Origin of the sequence: Virgibacillus ndiopensis, assembly GCF_900187325.1 — a bacterium.
Classification (GTDB): Bacteria; Bacillota; Bacilli; order Bacillales; family Amphibacillaceae; genus Virgibacillus_E; species Virgibacillus_E ndiopensis.
Genome location: NZ_FZMZ01000006.1, coordinates 1 through 17450, shown reverse-complemented (window position 1 = coordinate 17450; position 17450 = coordinate 1). Strand labels below are relative to the sequence as shown.

Sequence of the window (17450 nt, the reverse complement as noted above, 5' to 3'; positions counted from 1 at the left end):
AACTATTATATGAAAATACGGCTTATAATGCAAGAGTTTTTTTCTAATGCAGTTTTCTAATTAAAAAGTTAATTTGTCCAGCATTCGAGTATTCCTGATAGAAATGAACAACAAATTTAATCTTCTATCAACGTAAAATGAAGGATCGGAAATAACGTATACATTAGTAGATTTGCTTAATAGAGAAGTAATTTCAGGAAAGGGGGAGAATGGTAGAATACGTTGCTAATTGTAGAAAAATCGCTCGTCCAACAAAAGATAGTCGAACGATTTTATGAATATGCTCTCTTGTTTTGACAAAAAAAGAATACCTCTTGTGGTTTAATAACTGAGGAGAGGGAGTGGTTTTATATGATGGATTCAATTCCAAGAGTAGAAACTAAAGCATTTGGAAGAGAACAACGCGATATGAGTAAGTTGCGAAAAAAAATTAATTCCACAGCCAGGGCGATAATGCTTGAAAAAGGATGGCTGTTCATTATTGTCGGTTTCTTATTAGGACGAGCCGTTATCTTGTCCGTTGTATCCCCGTTTGCTGTAGCATTTTTAGCAACTATATGGATTGTACATAAGGAAAAATCAGCTAAGGTTATGCTAGCTGTACTTGCTGGTGCTTGTACATATTCATTCAATCAAGGCATATTTGTTGCGCTTGCAATGATTGTCTTTATTTTTCTTGCGGGTTTGTTTAAAAATGCTAAGAATCAGCAGGTTATTATTCCACTTTTTGTGTTCCTATCCACAATAGCACCACGATTGTTTCTCTATTCGATTACAGATCAACTTTCATCGTATGAATGGATGCTTCTGTTCGTTGAAGGTGTGCTTGGTACGGTACTTGTACTGATATTTATGCAAAGCATTCCGTTATTATCACCAAAAAGATATAAACCTACATTAAAAAATGAAGAAATTGTTTGTATGATCATCTTACTTGCTTCGATATTGACGGGTACGATTGGTTGGGATATATATGATGCTTCGATAGAGCAGGTTCTTTCCCGTTATTTTGTGCTACTACTTGCTTTTATCGGTGGCGCCGCTGTTGGGTCAACGGTTGGTGTAGTGGCAGGGTTAATTTTATCACTTGCAAATGTCGCAAACCTTTATCAAATGAGTCTTCTTGCCTTTTCTGGATTGTTAGGTGGATTATTAAAAGAAGGTAGGAAAACGGGGGTTAGCGTAGGGCTGTTGGTTGGGACGTTTTTGGTCGGATTTTATGAGGACGCTTCCACATTATTACCATCTATTATTGAATCATCCATTGCAATTTTGATTTTCTTTCTTACCCCTGCTAGTTTTTTTAAAAAGCTTTCCCGTTATATTCCCGGGACAGAGGAATATACCAACGAACAGGAACAATATTTACAAAAGGTACGAAATGTCACCGCTAAGCGGGTTGAACAATTTTCAGACGTGTTCGAAGCATTGTCGAAAAGCTTTTCATCGAACGAAGAATATCCGCAGGAGGATGCTGATCGAAAACGGGAAACGGATTATTTTTTAAGTCAAGTAACCGAGAAAACGTGTCAGACCTGTTTTATGAAGGATCGGTGCTGGCAGCAACAGTTTGATAAAACATATTCCTTGATGGAGGACATGAAAGATGATCTGACTGATGACCATGATCCTAATCGTAAGTTGATGCGCGACTTTGAAAACCATTGTGTGAAATCTAAAAAGGTAGTTGACGCAATGAAAGAGGAAATGTCATTCTTTGAGGCAAATCAAAAGTTAAAAAAACAGGTGATGGAAAGCAAACGTTTTGTGGCTGATCAGTTACAAGGGGTATCAGAGGTAATGGAAAATTTCGCAAAGGAGATTTTAAAAGAAAGACAGCATCATGAAAACCAGGAAATACAAATTGTTAATGCTTTAAAGCATATGGGGATAGACTTAGAGAAATTAGATATTTTTCGGTTGGATAAAGGAAATGTAGATATTGAAATGACCGTTTCCTTTTATGATTATCATGGGGAGGGACCAAAGTTAATTGCCCCAGTACTTTCGGATATTTTGAATGAAATGATTGTTGTGAAACAAGAAGAAATTTCACCATTTCCGAATGGCTATTGCTACTTATCGTTCGGTTCAGCCAAGGAATTTGTGATTGAAACAGGTGTCGCGAATGCAGCAAAAGGTGGTGGACTAATTTCCGGTGATAGTTATACTACGATTGAACTGGGTGCAGGAAAATACGCGATGGCAATTAGTGATGGTATGGGGAATGGAAAACGTGCACATGAGGAAAGCAATGAAACATTACGGTTGTTACAGCAAATCTTACAGACAGGTATTCCAGAAAAAGTAGCAATTAAATCTATAAATTCTATTTTATCTTTACGTTCAACAGATGAAATGTATGCAACCTTGGATCTTGCAGTGATCAATTTGCACAATGCATTTGTGAGATTCTTGAAAATTGGTTCAACACCTAGTTTTATTAAACGAGGTGAAGAAATGCTTAAGGTGGAAGCTAGTAATTTACCTATGGGAATCATTCAAGAATTTGATGTAGATATTGTTAGCGAACAACTGAAGTCAGAGGACATATTAATCATGATGAGTGATGGAATATTTGATGGACCGAAGCATGTTGAAAATACGGATGTATGGTTAAAACGAAAAATACGTGAAATGAAAACAGATGATCCACAGGAAATGGCTGATTTGTTACTAGAGGAAGTCATTCGCACTAGATCTGGTGCAATTGTAGATGATATGACAGTTATGGTAGCCAAAGTAGTAAAGAATTCGCCACAGTGGGCTGCTGTACCAGTATATGAAGAGAAAGCACAGTGAATATTTTGGTATCTCCCAATCTATGTCTAGCTCCGGATTCTATGTATATAAACTTGTCATAGTGGTGATGATGATAGTGGAATAGTTGGGAGGTAGATTTTTTGAAAAAAGGTACATTGAAGCAGATTTTGCTGATTACCGATGGCTGCTCCAATAAGGGGGAAGACCCTGCAGCAACAGCAGCAATTGCCTATCAGCAAGGAATCACAGTAAATGTAATTGGAATCTTAGACGATGATCAGACAGAAGAACCAGAGGGGTTGCATGAAGTAGAGGATATTGCCCTCTCCGGTGGTGGTGTCAGCCAGCTTGTTTACAAACAGTCGTTATCACAAACCGTACAGATGGTGACAAAGCAGGCGATGACACAGACGTTACAAGGGTTTGTGAATCAGGAATTAAAACAAATTTTAGGACCAAAGCAATCAATGGAGGATTTAGATCCAGAAAAACGCGGTGAGATTATGGAAGTGGTAGAAGATATGGGTGAGACCTGCGATTTAGAGGTACTCGTCCTTGTGGATACGAGTGCTAGTATGCATGACAAGCTACCAACTGTTAAAGAAGCGTTAATCGATCTATCCATTAGCTTAAATGCAAGAATTGGCCGAAATCGGTTTTGTATCTATAGTTTTCCAGGCAAACGGAAGGATATTCAAAAAGTATTTGATTGGTCACCGAAGCTTGATGCTATTTCAACTATATTTCCAAAGCTCACAAGTGGAGGAATTACACCGACGGGACCAGCAATTCGTGAAGCGATGTACCAATTTGGTAAGAAGAGCTTGTTAAGGAGCTTGAGGGATGAAGATGAACCAAACGTGGAAGAAGCAGGATATTGAACTTAAACCAGGCATGAGCCTTAACGGGAAATGGCATAAATTCCGTTATATGATCAAACGTAAACTAGGTAGCGGTGCCATCGGTTCAGTTTTTCTGTGCGAATGCAATGGTAAGGAATATGCCTTGAAAATCAGTGATAATAGTACATCGATGACGATGGAAGTAAATGTGTTAAAGTCTTTGCAAAAGGTCCAAGGAAATCGTCTTGGACCTTCTTTATTCGATGTTGATGATTGGGTTACTCCACATGGAATAAAATACTCCTTTTATGTTATGGAATATCTAAAAGGAGAAACGATGGCCAGCTTCATAAAAAGAAATGGCAGTGCGTGGATAGGTGTGTTTATGCTCCAGCTTCTTGAAGATTTAGAACGCTTGCATCAATCTGGGTGGGTGTTTGGTGATTTAAAAGCAGAGAATCTTCTAGTCCTCTCATCGCCTCCAAGAGTCCGTTGGATTGATGTTGGAGGTACTACGCAAAAGGGTAGGGCGATCAAAGAATATACCGAATTCTACGACCGGGGCTATTGGGGTATGGGCTCAAGACGTGCTGAGCCAAGCTATGATTTATTTGCGTTTGTCATGGTCTTTTTAAATTTATATTTTCCAAAACGGTTTAACAAAGGACCAAATGCGGAAAAGGTCCTTTATGCAAAAATAAATGAAGTTAAAGCATTAAAGATATACAGTCCATGTCTCATGAAAGCGATCCAAGGAAAATATCAATCTAGTGCACAAATGAAAAATGAAATAGCAAATACTATGTATAAAGCACAAAAGACACATACTAGCAGCAAACAGACAGGTCGTACACAAAAGGTAAGGACTAAAACTAAAAGCCCTGTCATAGTTGAAACTGGTGGCATATTTTTACTTGCGTTATTCTACTATCTATCCTCATTATTAGTGCCTTAACAGGCAGGAAGTATGTTACGATTAAAATGTTACCAAATCTTAATAGGGATGGCACAAAATGAGACAAACTGTTATTTCATTTATCCAAAAACATAAGTTGATAGCTAAACATAAAACGGTTTTAGTCGGTGTATCGGGTGGACCAGATTCTATGGCGCTCCTGCATTTTTTAAGGTCTATTCAAACCGAATGGAGCCTAAAAATTATTGCAATAGCTGTCGATCACCAGTTAAGGGGGGACGAATCGAAAGCAGATATCGAATATGTTAAAAATATGTGTAAAAAATGGAATATTGAATTTTATGGAACCTCTGTAGACGTTCCATCGTATAAGATAGATAGGCAAGTTGGAACAGAGCTTGCAGCAAGAGAATTACGTTATGCGGTTTTTGAAGACCAGATGAAAACGCACAATGCCGATTACTTAGCACTCGGGCACCACGGTGATGATCAGATTGAGACGATGTTAATGGGACTTACTCGTTATGCAAATTCAAGAGCACTTACTGGTATTCCGTTAAAACGTATATTTTCAACGGGCAAAATAGTACGTCCGTTTTTATGTGTATCGAGAGATGAAATTGAAAGGTACTGCTTGGATGAGCATATTAGTCCAAGAAGGGATCCTACAAACGATGAGACGAACTTCACAAGAAATTATTTTCGGAAGTATATGGTTCCATTACTAAAAGAGCAAAACCGGAATATACATACTACAGTGCAGCATTTAAGTGAATCACTACAGGATGACGAACAATTTTTAATGAAGGAAGCAAATAATTTATTTAAACAGGTAATACTATTTGATAAAAAAAACAATAGAGCTTCATTAAAAATTAGAGAATTTGTAACACATTCCCGTGCTTTACAAAGGCGAGTCTATCATCTAATATTAAATTATCTATATGATGAATTGCCAAACTATTTATCGTATATGCATGAGGAGCAGTTTTTTTCATTATTAAAATCTAATAAGGCCAACGCCCAAGTAGATTTTCCGCACAAGCTAATCGTAGAAAAGTCATATCAACAGGTAAACTTTTATTTTTCCGACCATGCCCAAAAACCACATTCTTTTAATGAAATAATAGCTATACCAGGTGAATTAGATTTGCCGGACGGGTCAAAATTATTGGCTATTCATACGAAGGATCCAGGAGTACAAACCGAAAAAAACTATTTATGTGGTGTAGATCAAGTTTCCTTACCTTTACATATAAGAACTCGTCAGGCGGGGGATCGGATGCGCTGGAAAGGTTTAAACGGAAGTAAAAAAATAAAAGATATATTTATTGATGCAAAAATTCCAGTTAACGAACGGGATAAATGGCCGATAGTTACCGATAATAATGGAGAAATATTATGGCTTGTTGGATTGAAAAAAGGAAAACCAACAAGACAGAAAAAAAGCACCTCATATATTCAATTATTTTATGATAAAGGCAATCTGTAGGAGGAACCAAAATGCATAACGATATTGAAAAAGTACTAATATCTAAAGAGGATATTGCAAAAAAATGTGCCGAAATAGGAAAACAGCTTACTGAGGAATATGACGGCAAATTTCCATTAGCGATTGGTGTGTTGAAAGGTGCTATGCCTTTTATGTCAGATGTCTTGAGACATACAGAAACTCACTTGGAAATGGATTTTATGGATGTATCAAGCTATGATGGTGGCATGCGTTCATCTGGTGAAGTCAAAATTGTAAAAGATTTAGACACAAAGGTAGAGGGTCGCGATTTATTAATAATTGAAGACATTATCGATAGTGGGTTAACACTAAGCTATTTGGTTGATTTATTTAAATATCGCAAGGCGAAGTCAATCAAAATTGTGACACTATTAGATAAGCCTTCTGGAAGAACAGCAAACATTAAAGCTGACCTCATTGGTTTCGAGGTTCCAAATGAGTTTGTTGTAGGCTACGGATTAGATTACCAGGAAAAATATCGAAATTTACCATACATAGGTGTATTGAAACCGAAGATTTATGGTGGAGAAGAAGCGTAAAAACAACGTTTGTTTTAGTCAAATAAGTTAGAGGGAAATTAGACAAAGTCTTCGCCAATTTGATTTCTCACCCTAGCTTCTGGAAAGATGCAGATAGCGTTTTTTCAACATAGACAAATTAGTAATAGAATAATTTTAAATTATAAGTGGAATTAGTTGTATTGCAACTTTTTCTTATGGTACTATGTACTATAGTTTTTCCCGCTTGGGAGGAGGTAGGCAATGAACCGATTATTTCGGAATGTGATCTTTTATTTCCTTATATTCCTTGTCATCATTGGCGTTATAGGAGTATTTAAAGGACAAAATGATCAAGCAAAACAATTTGATGTAGAACAATTTATGCAACATTTAAATAATGGTGAAATCGAAGAAATGACGATGCAGCCAGCAAATAAAATTATGCGAATTACTGGTACGTTAGATGACGGTGATAAGCAATTTATTGCACAAGTTCCAGATAACACTGAAATCGTCGCAAATATTACAGATATAGCAACTGAACAAAGTTTGCTTAATGTAGAAGAAGAGGAACAACCAAGCGGATGGGTTACTTTCTTAACAACGATGATTCCATTTATCATTATTGCGTTATTTTTCTTCTTTATACTTAGTCAATCACAAGGCGGCGGCGGTCGTGTAATGAACTTTGGTAAAAGTAAGGCGAAAATGTACAGCGAAGAAAAGAAAAAAGTTCGCTTTAAAGATGTCGCAGGGGCCGATGAAGAAAAGCAAGAGCTTGTTGAAGTTGTGGATTTCTTGAAGGATCCTCGTAAATTCTCAAACGTTGGGGCACGAATTCCTAAAGGTGTTCTTTTAGTAGGACCTCCAGGAACAGGTAAAACTTTATTAGCACGAGCAGTAGCGGGTGAAGCAGGTACACCATTTTTCTCAATTAGTGGTTCTGATTTCGTTGAGATGTTTGTTGGTGTTGGGGCTTCTCGTGTACGTGATTTGTTCGAGAATGCTAAGAAAAATGCTCCTTGTATTATATTTATTGATGAAATTGATGCGGTTGGGCGTCAACGTGGTGCCGGTCTTGGTGGTGGACACGATGAACGTGAACAAACGTTGAACCAATTGCTTGTGGAAATGGATGGATTTGGTGTCAATGAGGGAATTATCATTATCGCTGCAACTAACCGTCCAGACATTCTTGACCCGGCGTTATTACGTCCAGGCCGTTTTGACCGCCAAATTACGGTTGATCGTCCAGACGTTAAAGGCCGTGAAGAAGTATTAGCAGTACATGCGAAAAATAAACCAATTGATGCAACAGTTGATTTAAAAACAATTGCACTTCGTACACCAGGATTCTCCGGTGCTGACTTAGAAAACCTGTTAAATGAAGCGGCTTTAGTAGCAGCTCGTCATGATAAAAATACGATTGACATGCTTGATGTTGATGAAGCGATTGACCGTGTCATTGCAGGGCCTGCTAAGAAAAGCAGAGTTATTTCCAAAAAAGAACGAAACATTGTCGCATACCATGAAAGTGGGCACACTATTATAGGTATGGTACTGGACGATGCGGATATGGTTCATAAAGTTACTATCGTTCCACGAGGGCAAGCTGGCGGTTATGCTGTGATGTTACCGAAAGAGGATCGTTACTTCATGACGAAGCCGGAACTTTTTGATAAAATTACTGGTCTTTTAGGTGGACGTGTAGCAGAGGAAATTATATTTGGTGAGGTAAGTACTGGTGCATCTAATGACTTCCAGCGTGCAACTAATATTGCGCACAAAATGATTACCGAATACGGTATGAGTGATAAAATCGGTCCACTTCAATTTAGCAGTGGCGGTGGCGGAAACGTCTTCTTAGGACGTGACATCCAAAATGATCAAAACTACAGCGATGCTATTGCACATGAAATTGATAAGGAAATGCAAAACTTCATTAACTATTGTTACGACAGAGCTAAAACGATTCTTACAGAGAACAAGGATAAGTTAGAACTTGTTGCACAAACGCTTCTAAAAGTAGAGACTCTTGATGCAAAACAAATAAAGGGGTTATTTGAAAATGGAGAACTTCCTGATCCAGAGGAATTAGAGGAAGATAATAACGATTCAACTAATCCAGAAGATGATAAGAATCTACGCGTTAACATCAATTCGAAAAAAGAAGATGACGATGTCCCAGAGACATACGAAGAAGCAAAAGAAAAAGCGCAACAAAAATTAGCTGAAGATGTCAATGAAGAAACAGAAATTAATGATGAAGATAAGAAAGAATAACAAGAATTGAATAAAACAGCCTCTCATGATAATGGGAGGTTGTTTTTGTGTAAAGTTACTTATGGTATATTATAGAATAGAAAAATCGGTTACTATTATTTTCGGTAGAAAGGTTTGATTAGTGATGCTTTTTGTACTTGATGTAGGAAATACTAATACGGTTTTGGGTGTGTTTGAAAAAGATCAATTAAAGCATGAGTGGCGGATAAAAACGGATCGATATAAAACAGAAGATGAATTCGGAATGTTGATAAAGTCACTTTTAGATCATAAAGCAATTGCATTATCGGATATAAACGGCATTATCATTTCATCAGTAGTTCCACCAATTATGTTTGCGTTGGAAAAAATGTGTACAATTTACTTTAATCAAAAACCATTAATTATCGGAAAAGACACTGTTCAATCATTTTTAAAAATGGGTTATCCGAATCCAAAAGAAATTGGTGCTGATCGTGTGGTGAATGCTGTCGGTGCAATTGAAGAATATGGCTCCCCACTTATTATAATTGATTTCGGAACCGCTACAACGTATTGTTATATTAATGAAAAGAAAGAATACAAAGGTGGATCGATTGCTCCGGGAATTCACATTTCTATGGAAGCATTATATAGTAAAGCATCAAAGCTACCGAAAATTGAAATACAAGCACCAGACAATGTGGTTGGTTCAACAACAGTCGAAGCGATGCAATCTGGTGTTTTTTATGGTTATGTCGGACAAGTTGATGGCATCGTGAATCGTATAAAACAACAATCGGAAATAGAGCCGAAAGTAATTGCTACTGGAGGTCTAGCTTCGTTGATCTCTGATGCATCTCAAACAATTGATCACGTTGATAAACATTTGACATTAAAAGGTTTATACTTAATTTATAAGAAAAATATGCAATTAAAGAATTAATAGCATAAAGGAGCAGGTTTCAGCATGAATGATTATTTAATAAAAGCAACAACATTAAAAGGTATGGTACGTGCTTATGCCATTACCTCGACGAATACAGTAGAAGAAGCACGCCGAAGACAAGATACTTGGGCTACAGCATCAGCTGCTTTAGGGCGAACGATTACAATTTCAACAATGATGGGTGCGATGTTAAAAGGTGACGACTCATTAACGGTTAAAGTGGAAGGGAACGGACCAATCGGAGCAATTATTGCTGATGTTAATGCACATGGTAATGTGCGTGGCTATGTGTCTAATCCGCATGTTGACTTTGATTTAAATGATCGCGGTAAATTAGATGTGGCCCGGGCTGTTGGTACCGAGGGTAGTTTAAGTGTTGTTAAAGATTTAGGATTGAAAGATTATTTTACTGGACAAGTCCCAATTGTATCTGGTGAAATTAGCGAGGATTTTACGTATTATTTCGTTAATTCAGAACAAGTACCATCAGCTGTGGGTGCAGGGGTTTTGGTGAATCCAGACCATACGATCCTAGCAGCAGGCGGATTTATTGTTCAGGTGATGCCTGGTGCTGATGAAGAGGTAATTGAACAGCTTGAGGATCGAATCCAGTCTTTTCCTGCTATATCGAGCCTTATACGTGAAGGGAATTCACCTGAACAAATTTTACAGCGGTTATTTGGTGATGAAGAAATTAATTTTCATGAGAAAATGCCAGTAGAGTTTAAGTGTAAGTGTTCAAAGGAACGTTTTGAAAAAGCGATAGTTGGGCTTGGCAATGACGAAATTCAACAAATGATTGATGAAGATCATGGGGCAGAGGCGGTCTGTCATTTTTGTAATGAGACATATACGTTTACGGAAACAGAACTAGAAAACTTGAAAAAGAACAATGAACAGTAAGGAAGGGAGCTACTATGTCTAAAAAATTGCTCTTAAGTGTAATAGTCGTATTGCTCATTACCAATGTTGCTACATTATTATTTTGGAATAAGGACGATGAAAAGGTAGTTCTTGATGAAGGAAATGCTGTTGATCTAAAAAAACCAGTCGCAACCATTGAGGGTGAGGAAATTTCCTATAAAGAATGGATGGATGCTCTTCGAAAAGCACATGGACAAAGTCAGTTAGAGAAGATGATTGACCATGAAATTGTAACACAACTAGCTAAGAAGAATAATATAGAAGTTAGTGAAAAGGTAATCGACCGAGAACTGTCCTTATTAACTGGAATGCAAGGTCCGATGACGGAAGAAGAAGCGGAAAAAAAGGCAAAGAAATGGCGTGAGGATGTCATTTACCGTTATCAACTAGCGGCACTTTTGACAATGGATGCATCAATCCCAGAAGAAGAAATGAGATCATATTTTAATGATTACAAGAATCAATATAACTTTACTGCTTCACTGAAATTATCACACATTATTGTTCCTGACTTCGATACTGCTGAAAAAGTAATGAAGGAGTTAGACAATGGTGCTTCATTCCAATTACTAGCACAGGAGTATTCAATTGATGAGGATACGAAGAAGGATGGCGGCTATTTAGGTTATTTTACTAATAACAGTCAATTCCTCCCAACGGGATACCGAGAGACTGCGTTGGAAATGGAAGAGCGTTCATATAGTGAACCGTTTAAAAGTGATACGGGCGTTGCCATTATTTATCTTCATGCTAAGCTTCCGGATATAGAATTTACGTATGACGAAATAAAACCATATATTAAAAGCGAATTAGCTCTAGAGAAACAGAAGGAATCATTATCAACAAAACCATTATGGGATAAGTTGGATATTGAATGGATTTATGAATAGAATGTTTTCTAAAGGCTCTTATTTATAGAAACTTGCGATGTGAATTTATGCTTGGATTACCGTTCCGGAAATACACTTCGCTTTCCGTGGGCTCGCGCTGAGTCTCCTCGTTTGCGGGGGTCATTGTCTTCGCTTTCCCACAAGAGTCTCTATGTATTTCCTTCTCTGGAGTTATGCTTGCTTTATAATCCCATTTCATATATAGGAAATAACAGAAATCTTTTCGAAATGAGTTTAATTGGTAGGAATTGTTTGACATTTCGATGGTTAAAACGTACATTATAATTAAATCCTATAAAAATACTTGGAATTAGGAGGGAATAGTATGAGAGTAGCTGAAAATATTGCAGGGTTGGTTGGCCAAACCCCAATTGTAAAGTTGAATCGAGCTGCAGACAAAGATAGTGCAGATGTTTATTTAAAACTCGAGTTTATGAACCCTGGGAGCTCTGTGAAAGATCGTATTGCAATGTCAATGATCGAAGCCGCAGAAGAAGCAGGTATTCTTAAAGAAGGCGATACGATTATTGAGCCTACAAGTGGTAATACAGGTATCGGTTTAGCAATGATTAGTGCTGCAAAAGGCTATAAAACTGTTATCGTTATGCCTGATACAATGAGTAAAGAGCGCAGAAATTTACTACGTGCATATGGTGCAAAACTGGTATTGACACCTGGCGCAGACGGAATGAAGGGTGCTATTAAAAAGGCAGAGGAATTAAAAGAAGAAAATGGCTATTTCATGCCGCAACAATTTAACAATGAAGCAAATCCGGAGGTACATGCCCGTACGACTGGTAAAGAAATTGTCGAGCAAATGAAAGATGGCCTTGACGCATTAGTTTCAGGAATCGGCACTGGTGGAACCATAACAGGTGCTGGTAATGTGTTAAAGGATCATTTTCGGGATATAAAAGTTTATGCTGTTGAACCAGAGGATTCAGCTATTTTATCAGGTGGAAATCCTGGTCCGCATAAAATTCAAGGTCTTGGAGCAGGTTTTGTTCCAAAGGTTTTGGACACAGAAGTATATGATGAAGTTGTGCGTGTTTCTAATGATGAAGCTTTTGCCGCAGCGCGTCAAGCTGCTAAAGCAGATGGTATCCTAGGTGGTATTTCATCAGGCGCCGCAATTGCTGCAGCAAAAAAGGTCGCAAAAAAATTAGGAAAAGGCAAAACAGTTCTTGCAGTACTACCTGATAATGGAGAACGTTACTTATCAACACCATTGTATCAATTTGACGAAGAGTAAGAATCGGAAAAGGTTGGCATCGAATTATATTGGTGCCGACTTTTTTTGTGCTTAATTTACCATTTCCAGTGACTCTTCCGCTTTTAACGTTGCTGTGATACGATTATAAAATGAAACTTCAATCAGCAGTTTTTTTGTCCCTACTGATTGTTAGTTGACAGAACCGAACGTTTTTTGGAGTCGTCCCCACATTGCTAGTCAGTTTTACCACAAAATATGAAATGGGGGGCTTACTGGGGCAAAGCGAATCATAGTACTGGAAGAAGGTAAGATTATGCATACGATTTTAAAGACGAATTCTAAACAATATAATTTATCAGAGCGTACTCATATTATGGGGATTTTAAATGTAACTCCGGATTCGTTTTCTGATGGCGGAAGTTATACATCAGTTGAAAAAGCGGTAAAGCAAGCTATAACGATGGAGAAACAGGGCGCAGATATCATTGATATTGGTGGAGAATCAACTAGGCCAGATCATAAACCTGTATCTTTGAAGGAAGAACTAAGTCGTGTACTTCCCGTTATTCAAGCAGTAAAAAAAGAAGTCCAAGTACCAATTTCTATTGACACATATAAAGCTGAGGTGGCTAGACAAGCAATAGAGGCTGGTGCAGAAATTATTAATGATATTTGGGGAGCAAAAAAGGAACCTGATATAGCATCTGTTGCGGCAGAATATAATGTACCGATTATTATAATGCACAATCGGACAAACATGGATTACACATCTATAATTGATGATATGAAAGCTGATTTACAGGTAAGTATTGATATAGCTTTAAAGGCTGGGGTAGCTAAAGAGAACATTATTCTTGATCCAGGCATTGGTTTTGCGAAGACAGCTGAGAATAATTTAGTTGTAATGAATAACCTTGAGAAGTTAAACGATTTAGGTTATCCATTATTGTTGGCAACGTCCAGGAAAAGATTTATTGGAAGTGTGTTAGATCTTTCACCGGCTGAGCGTGATAACGGAACTGGAGCTACTACTTGCTTAGGGATTACTAAGGGTGTGCAAATTGTTCGTGTCCATAATGTAAAATTAAACGTAGAGTTAGCGAAAATGATGGACGCCATGCTGGGAAAAGGGGAGAGTCTAAATGGATAAAATACTTATGAATGGCATGGAATTTTATGGTTACCATGGCCTTTTTCCTGAAGAGAATAAACTTGGCCAACGTTTTTATGTGGATGTTGAACTTTTGACTGATTTAAAAACAGCTGGTAAATCTGATAATATGATTGATTCAATTGATTATGGTCATGTATATGAATTAGTAAAGGAAATTGTAGAAGGCGAACCAAAAAATCTCGTCGAAGCGGTTGCTGAGTCTATAGCTGATAGACTTTTATCATCGTTTGGGCTTTTATCGGCATGTACAGTAAAAATCACGAAGCCGGATCCGCCAATACCAGGCCATTATCAATCAGTTGCTGTGGAAATTTTCAGGGGGAAATCCGTATGAAAAATGTATACGTTGCATTAGGCAGTAACATTGAACCAAGGGAGGAGCATTTATCCAGAGCAATAGATATGCTTCAGGAGCATGCTGAAATTGCTGTTGTAAAAAAATCATCTATTTATGAAACGGCACCAGTAGGTTATACGGATCAAGCTGACTTTTTAAATATGGTTGTTCAATTGGATACATCGTCGTCTGCCATTGAATTACTCACTATTTGCCAAACAATAGAGCGTAATTTAGGGAGAAAAAGAGAAATTCGTTTCGGTCCACGTACAATTGACCTTGACATTTTAATCTATAATCAAGAAAATAGTAAAACAGAGCGATTAACTGTACCACACCCAAGAATGCATGAAAGGGCATTTGTTTTAATCCCGTTAGCGGAGATTGAACCGAATATATGTGTTCCTAATTGGAGTAAAAGCGTGACAGATTTGATAAGTGAACTGTCACCTGAAGATATGAAGGATGTTACGAAATGGACCCAAAACGAATCGGGAAACGAATAAAAGCGTTTCGTAAGTTAAAAGGATATACGCAAATTGCATTTGCAAAAAAGTTAGACGTTTCAATCGCTGTACTCGGAAATGTTGAGCGCGGTACGGAAGAGGCATCAGATGAATTGTTGGATAACATTTCTGATACATTATCTATCTCAAAGGAAGAATTAACGTTAGAGAATAAAGAAATGATATAACTAATTATAAATGTTTCAAATTGGAGACATACGATTCCTAACCGTGTAGTATTAGCACCGATGACGGCAAATGTATGAAGGGTATGCTGATTGTAATTAAGGACTAAAAGGAAATGGGAAAGTAAGGGCTCGTATTAATTATGTTGAGTTAAGTGATAGTCTGTTAGATATTCTATATACGTATGCAAGAGAATTAGAAGAGGTTTCAAAAGCATCGTAAACACATTTAATTGACAGGCTTCCATGCTTTTTTTATACTAATTAAAGACACACCTGCCAGTTTATTTGCTGGCAGTTTTTTATTTATATATAACTTGAACTTATTTAACATTATGGGATCAGTTACTAATGATATATAATATAAACAATTGGAGTGATGAAGGTGTCAGAAGAATTAAATGAACATATGCAGGTCCGCCGGGAAAAATTAGAAACATACACAGAACAAGGCATTGATCCCTTCGGAGGGAAGTTTGAACGTACTGGCTTAGCTGATGAGTTAATCGAGAAATATGATCAGTTTTCTAAAGAAGAATTAGAAGAGAAAACAGATACTGTTACAATTGCTGGCCGTATGATGACGAAACGCGGGAAGGGGAAAGCGGGATTTGCCCATATTCAAGATTTAAGCGGTCAAATCCAAATCTATGTTAGAAAAGATGCTATTGGTGAAGAGGCCTATGAAATCTTTAAAACAACTGATTTAGGTGATATTGTCGGTATAACAGGTGTAATGTTCAAAACTAAAGTTGGAGAGTTATCTGTTAAAGCGACAGAATTTAGTCTGCTAACAAAATCACTTCGCCCACTACCTGAAAAATATCACGGATTAAAAGATGTTGAGCAACGTTATCGCCAACGTTATTTAGATTTAATTACTAATTTAACTAGTAGAGAAACGTTTGTATTACGTAGTAAAATTATTCAAGCCATGCGCCGTTATTTAGACGGACAAGGTTTCCTTGAAGTAGAAACACCAATGATGCATGGCATTCCAGGTGGTGCAGCAGCTCGTCCATTTGAAACACATCATAACGCATTGGATATTCCGTTATATATGCGTATTGCCATCGAATTACATTTAAAACGCTTAATTGTTGGCGGATTGGAAAAGGTTTATGAAATTGGCCGTGTATTCCGTAATGAAGGTGTATCCACACGACATAACCCTGAATTTACTATGATGGAACTTTATGAAGCATACGCAGATTTCCATGATGTTATGTCACTTACAGAAAACATGATTGCCCATATTGCAACAGAAGTATTAGGCGAAACAACTATTATGTATGGCGAAGAAGAGGTTTCATTAGAGCCACAATGGAAAAGACTGCACATGGTTGATGCTGTTAAAGAGTATACAGGCGTAGACTTTTGGAAAACAATGAGTGACGAAGAAGCTAGAAGTTTAGCGAGAGAACATGAGATAGACATTAAAGATTCCATGACATTCGGACATGTTGTTAACGAATTCTTTGAACAAAGAGTGGAAGAGAAGTTAATTCAACCTACATTTATTTATGGACATCCAGTGGAAATTTCTCCTCTTGCGAAGAAAAACAAGGAAGATGATAGGTTTACGGATCGTTTTGAACTCTTTATTGTTGGTCGTGAACATGCGAACGCCTTTAGTGAATTAAACGACCCTATCGATCAACGTGAGCGTTTTGAAGCACAGGTGAAGGAAAGAGAAACAGGAAATGATGAGGCGCATTTAATGGATGAAGACTTCTTAGAAGCGTTGGAATATGGTATGCCGCCTACAGGAGGACTGGGCATTGGAATCGATCGTCTCGTTATGTTATTAACAAATAGCCCATCGATTCGTGACGTATTGTTATTCCCGCAAATGCGTAATAAATAATGGTTAAAAAATAGCAGCAAAATGGTTTAATTAAAATGACCTCTTTTCCAGGTAATTCTGTTCTGGTGAGGGGTCATTTAAATATATTTTGGTCAAGGAATGCTATGATTAACAAGAGGAAATCTAGGGTATACATAAGATGAATAAAAAATTTCCATTTATTTCTTTTCATTTCCTCTTGCCTTAAGGGAATAATCATGGTAAATTAGATATCGTTGCTTAAGACGAACAGCAACAATGATAAAAAAACTTAAAAAAAGTTATTGACTTTAAATGGTCAGCGTGGTAAGATAATAAAGTCGCCAAATTGAGCGACATTAAATAAATTTGCTCTTTGAAAACTGAACAAAACAACCAGTATGTCAAGAAAAACATGAACTGTTTTTCGAATAAAACAGGTTAAAAGATAACGACAGATTTTATCTGTTATGTATCTTTTAAACCCTGATTTCAATTTAGCTAAGACTAACAATAAGATTGACGTAAGTCATCTTATTTCAAACTTTTTTGGAGAGTTTGATCTTGGCTCAGGACGAACGCTGGCGGCGTGCCTAATACATGCAAGTCGAGCGCGGGAAGCAAACTCTGCCCTTCGGGGCGTGAGTTTGTGGAACGAGCGGCGGACGGGTG

The 17450-nt window shown here is 37.4% G+C and carries 15 protein-coding genes and 1 rRNA gene; all 16 read left to right on the top strand.

What is annotated here, in order from left to right:
- The first annotated feature begins 351 nt into the window (after positions 1–351).
- Entirely contained in the window at positions 352–2802 is a 2451-nt protein-coding gene (spoIIE, locus tag CS937_RS12835) for a stage II sporulation protein E (protein ID WP_099158884.1), read from the top strand.
- Positions 2803–2903: 101 nt separating this feature from the next.
- Positions 2904–3644 carry a vWA domain-containing protein gene (locus CS937_RS12830; RefSeq protein ID WP_099158883.1) on the top strand — a complete coding sequence of 247 codons (741 nt, stop codon included), beginning with the start codon at positions 2904–2906 and terminating at the stop codon, positions 3642–3644.
- Entirely contained in the window at positions 3607–4560 is a 954-nt protein-coding gene (locus CS937_RS12825) for a protein kinase domain-containing protein (RefSeq protein WP_099158882.1), read from the top strand. The genes CS937_RS12830 and CS937_RS12825 overlap by 38 nt, the downstream gene beginning before the upstream one ends.
- A gap of 58 nt (positions 4561–4618) precedes the next feature.
- Positions 4619–6013: a tRNA lysidine(34) synthetase TilS gene (gene tilS / locus CS937_RS12820; protein WP_099158881.1), complete on the top strand. Its 1395-nt coding sequence runs from the start codon at positions 4619–4621 to the stop codon at positions 6011–6013.
- A gap of 11 nt (positions 6014–6024) precedes the next feature.
- Positions 6025–6573: a hypoxanthine phosphoribosyltransferase gene (hpt, locus tag CS937_RS12815; RefSeq protein WP_099158880.1), complete on the top strand. Its 549-nt coding sequence runs from the start codon at positions 6025–6027 to the stop codon at positions 6571–6573.
- Between the two features lie 222 nt (positions 6574–6795).
- The gene (gene ftsH, locus CS937_RS12810; protein WP_099158879.1) at positions 6796–8817 is read left to right on the top strand and encodes an ATP-dependent zinc metalloprotease FtsH; all 2022 of its coding nucleotides are present in this window, start codon (positions 6796–6798) and stop codon (positions 8815–8817) included.
- Positions 8818–8941: 124 nt separating this feature from the next.
- Complete coding sequence (locus CS937_RS12805; RefSeq protein WP_099160058.1) at positions 8942–9721, top strand: type III pantothenate kinase; 780 nt, start codon at positions 8942–8944, stop codon at positions 9719–9721.
- A 24-nt stretch (positions 9722–9745) separates the two neighbouring features.
- Positions 9746–10627 (top strand): Hsp33 family molecular chaperone HslO, encoded by an 882-nt coding sequence (hslO, locus tag CS937_RS12800; protein ID WP_099158878.1) that lies wholly within the window; start codon positions 9746–9748, stop codon positions 10625–10627.
- 14 nt (positions 10628–10641) lie between these two features.
- Positions 10642–11538: a peptidylprolyl isomerase gene (locus CS937_RS12795; protein WP_099158877.1), complete on the top strand. Its 897-nt coding sequence runs from the start codon at positions 10642–10644 to the stop codon at positions 11536–11538.
- A gap of 325 nt (positions 11539–11863) precedes the next feature.
- A complete protein-coding gene (gene cysK, locus CS937_RS12790) occupies positions 11864–12790 on the top strand; it encodes a cysteine synthase A (protein ID WP_099158876.1) in 927 nt (308 codons plus the stop codon).
- Positions 12791–13064: 274 nt separating this feature from the next.
- The gene (gene folP, locus CS937_RS12785; protein ID WP_099158875.1) at positions 13065–13901 is read left to right on the top strand and encodes a dihydropteroate synthase; all 837 of its coding nucleotides are present in this window, start codon (positions 13065–13067) and stop codon (positions 13899–13901) included.
- Complete coding sequence (folB, locus tag CS937_RS12780; protein ID WP_099158874.1) at positions 13894–14259, top strand: dihydroneopterin aldolase; 366 nt, start codon at positions 13894–13896, stop codon at positions 14257–14259. Before folP ends, folB begins: the two co-directional genes overlap by 8 nt.
- The gene (folK, locus tag CS937_RS12775) at positions 14256–14768 is read left to right on the top strand and encodes a 2-amino-4-hydroxy-6-hydroxymethyldihydropteridine diphosphokinase (RefSeq protein ID WP_099158873.1); all 513 of its coding nucleotides are present in this window, start codon (positions 14256–14258) and stop codon (positions 14766–14768) included. Before folB ends, folK begins: the two co-directional genes overlap by 4 nt.
- Positions 14738–14956, top strand: coding sequence for a helix-turn-helix domain-containing protein (locus CS937_RS12770; protein ID WP_099158872.1), 219 nt, complete (start codon positions 14738–14740; stop codon positions 14954–14956). Before folK ends, CS937_RS12770 begins: the two co-directional genes overlap by 31 nt.
- Positions 14957–15338: 382 nt before the next feature.
- Positions 15339–16820, top strand: a complete 1482-nt coding sequence (gene lysS / locus CS937_RS12765) for a lysine--tRNA ligase (protein ID WP_099158871.1) — start codon at positions 15339–15341, stop codon at positions 16818–16820.
- Positions 16821–17324: 504 nt separating this feature from the next.
- A 16S ribosomal RNA gene (locus CS937_RS12760) occupies positions 17325–17450 on the top strand; the annotation flags it as partial.

What these genes read in the sequence shown, in the direction of transcription:
- spoIIE (WP_099158884.1), top strand. Translation starts at nt 352, where the DNA reads ATGATGGATTCAATTCCAAGAGTAGAAACTAAAGCATTTGGAAGAGAA.
- CS937_RS12825 (WP_099158882.1), top strand. Translation starts at nt 3,607, where the DNA reads ATGAAGATGAACCAAACGTGGAAGAAGCAGGATATTGAACTTAAACCA.
- tilS (WP_099158881.1), top strand. Translation starts at nt 4,619, where the DNA reads ATGAGACAAACTGTTATTTCATTTATCCAAAAACATAAGTTGATAGCT.
- hpt (WP_099158880.1), top strand. Translation starts at nt 6,025, where the DNA reads ATGCATAACGATATTGAAAAAGTACTAATATCTAAAGAGGATATTGCA.
- ftsH (WP_099158879.1), top strand. Translation starts at nt 6,796, where the DNA reads ATGAACCGATTATTTCGGAATGTGATCTTTTATTTCCTTATATTCCTT.
- CS937_RS12805 (WP_099160058.1), top strand. Translation starts at nt 8,942, where the DNA reads ATGCTTTTTGTACTTGATGTAGGAAATACTAATACGGTTTTGGGTGTG.
- hslO (WP_099158878.1), top strand. Translation starts at nt 9,746, where the DNA reads ATGAATGATTATTTAATAAAAGCAACAACATTAAAAGGTATGGTACGT.
- CS937_RS12795 (WP_099158877.1), top strand. Translation starts at nt 10,642, where the DNA reads ATGTCTAAAAAATTGCTCTTAAGTGTAATAGTCGTATTGCTCATTACC.
- cysK (WP_099158876.1), top strand. Translation starts at nt 11,864, where the DNA reads ATGAGAGTAGCTGAAAATATTGCAGGGTTGGTTGGCCAAACCCCAATT.
- folP (WP_099158875.1), top strand. Translation starts at nt 13,065, where the DNA reads ATGCATACGATTTTAAAGACGAATTCTAAACAATATAATTTATCAGAG.
- folB (WP_099158874.1), top strand. Translation starts at nt 13,894, where the DNA reads ATGGATAAAATACTTATGAATGGCATGGAATTTTATGGTTACCATGGC.
- folK (WP_099158873.1), top strand. Translation starts at nt 14,256, where the DNA reads ATGAAAAATGTATACGTTGCATTAGGCAGTAACATTGAACCAAGGGAG.
- CS937_RS12770 (WP_099158872.1), top strand. Translation starts at nt 14,738, where the DNA reads ATGGACCCAAAACGAATCGGGAAACGAATAAAAGCGTTTCGTAAGTTA.